At 64.1% G+C, this 2,504-nt stretch carries 2 protein-coding genes; both read right to left on the bottom strand.

Translation table 11 applies throughout. The annotated features are described in order from the left end of the window. Nucleotides 1-94: 94 nt before the first annotated feature. Nucleotides 95-739, bottom strand: a complete 645-nt coding sequence (locus QH290_RS00065) for a hypothetical protein (protein ID WP_280381610.1) — start codon at nt 737-739, stop codon at nt 95-97. 357 nt (nt 740-1,096) lie between these two features. Then, the gene (locus tag QH290_RS00060; protein WP_280381609.1) at nt 1,097-2,188 is read right to left on the bottom strand and encodes a hypothetical protein; all 1,092 of its coding nucleotides are present in this window, start codon (nt 2,186-2,188) and stop codon (nt 1,097-1,099) included. Nucleotides 2,189-2,504: the final 316 nt, after the last annotated feature.

The following is a 2,504-nucleotide window of genomic DNA, read 5'->3' as shown; positions in this document are numbered from 1 at the left end:
TTTTTTTTTCATTTTTTCCTCTTCTTCTTCGGGCGCGGCCGCTGGGGTGCGCCTCCCCCCCCCCCCCCCCCCCCCCCGCCACTGGGTGGGTTACTTACTCGCTGTCGGCGTCGTGCTCGTGCTGCTCGGCGGTGTCAGCCGCCGTGTCCGGCGTCGTGGGGTCGACTGCGGCGCGAATGACTGCGGCAATCTGCTTGGCGACGTCGACCGGGATGAGCAGGTCGAGCTGCACCGTGTCGGGCGGATCGACGGTCAGGAATTCCGCGCGCCAGCGGTAGCCGCGATTGTTGTACTCCGCCCACATCTGACCGCGATCGGTGACCATGCCACCGAATGCCGTGACCAGGTCGCCGAGATGGGCCGTGCGCGTCTGCTTGCGCTGGTCCATCTCGAGCTTGGCCAGTGTCGCGGCGGCGTGCGCGGGGAGGTAGCGCGGCAGCATCTGAGTAACGGCCACGACGGCGACGACCTCGGGGGGTGTGTCGGCGTCGGCGTCGATCTCGTAGCTGGGCGGGCCTCCCGGTGCGATGTGGTGCGCGACGTCGCCGAATTGGGCTTCCAGCCGCACCCGACCGGCCACGTTTCCGTCACTGTCCGACTGGAGAGCGAGGCGGAGCCGTGCACCGGAAGTGTTTTCGTAGTAGTAACTTCCGGGCTCGTCGTCGCTGTCCCGCGATTTGAGCGCCCATCCTTCGGGGAAAGAGCGGGCGAGTTGTATTGCGTATTCGTCCAGCTTCATACTGTTTTCCTTTCTTGCGGTTATGGGGTGGGCTCGCGCTAGGTTTCCTGCTCCGCCCGTTGTTGCGGGTCGGCGCGTTACTGCCTGGGTGTCAACCCCGGCGCTTCTCCGTGCCTGGACATGTCCGGCCCATATGTCGCGGCCGCCCGATCGGGACGGGTCGTGAGAAGTCGGTATGTTCGCGTTAGCCCTGTGAAGTTTTCAAAGATCCGAGTTCGGGATTCCCCGCCCTTACCATCTATATTATTACACACCTTACACATCAGCAGTGTGATTGTGTGTGATGTGCGCCATATTGGGGCGGGTTTTGCGGTGTTGACGAAATTCCCTGTGCGCGGGCTCTAACTAGCCGGGGTGTTAGTCGGCGTGATAGAAGTCGTATTCGGGCACCTGGATGCCGTGACGACGTGCAGCGAGCCAGCCGATTGCGAGGAATCGGCGCGCGATTTCGGTTTCCGCGTCGGCGGCTTGGGCGGCCATGAGCACGCGCACGACGGCGGGAATCGGGCCGTCGGCCGCGAGTGCCGCCAGTGCGGATTCCTGGACCGCCTTGCGAGCGTGGAAGCGGCGGCCGTCGACGTGCAGGAGGATTGCGGCGGCGGCGAGTAGGTGGGTGCGTGGGGTCTCGCGTAGCTGGTTCGCGAGGTGGGTGTAGATCGCGGCGGCGGCGGGGATATCGATAACGGCCAGTCCCACCAACGCATCGCGGGCGGATTGCGAGGTGTCGGCCAGCACGCCGACCCTACTGGCCAAACCGGATTCGCCCGTGTCGTTCAAGATCCGGGCGCGGTAGTATTCGGCCGAATCGTCGCCGATAATCCCGCTGTCGGTGTCGTCGTGGTTGGCGGCTTCGGCGTACTCGGCGATTGTCTCGCGCAATTCGGCGAGAGTTTCGCGCGCAAACTCGGGATTCCGCCGTCGCTCGGCGTCAGCCTCGGGCATATTGGCCTCTTCGATCTCCCTGAACGCTGCTTCCAGGGCTGCGGGGTCGGGTATGGGGCCTTCTCCGTCGATCATTCGCGCGATGGCGGCGGGCGTCATTGCCGGATCGGGCAGAGTGCCGGATTCGCCGGAATCGAGATCGCGCCAGGGGCTCGTCTTGATGATGGCCGGTGTGTGCGTGCGGCTGCGTACGGGGATACCGGCCGCGACGAGTGTTTCCGTGATCATGTCCACGTAGATTTCCCCCTGTGCGGCATGGTCACTGTCGGCAATGAGAACGATCCGAGCCGCGATGTCCTGACCCTTAAATTCCGACGCCAGCGCTTCGGGGATGAATTCCTGAAAACCTGCGATTATGCCGATCGCGAACCCGAGCAGTCGACCATTCGGGCGTATGAACGCAACGGCGATGACGTTCTCTGTCGGGGCCTGACTGTCGGCGTCGGCCATGAGCGCGGGAATGGAAGCAACAAAGTCGCCCGTTTTCATCGTGCGGTAGTCGATCATTTCGAACCCTTCTGTAAGTCGATGCGGTCTCCGCCATGGATTCCTGTTCCCATCTGCTTACGGGTTCTATTCTATAAATATCACACACATTACACATCTTGAAGGGCTGTGTGGTTTTTCACGTGGTGGATTTCGTGATTTGGTTTGTTGCGCGGGTTTGTGGGGCTACCTCTGGGAGGTCGCCTCCGCGGCGAGCGGCGGGGTGTGGGGCAGCGCCCCGCTCGCGACCAGCGGGAGCGCGCGGGCGGGGGCCCCGGGGGGGTGTTACCGGGCGGGGGCCCGGGGGGGGGGGGGGTGTTTGGGGGGGGGGGGGGGG

Origin of the sequence: Nocardia wallacei (assembly GCF_029869545.1) — a bacterium.
GTDB classification, from domain to species: domain Bacteria; phylum Actinomycetota; class Actinomycetes; order Mycobacteriales; family Mycobacteriaceae; genus Nocardia; species Nocardia wallacei_A.
The sequence above is the reverse complement of the archived record's forward strand: the minus strand, read 5'-3'. Positions and strand labels throughout refer to the sequence as shown.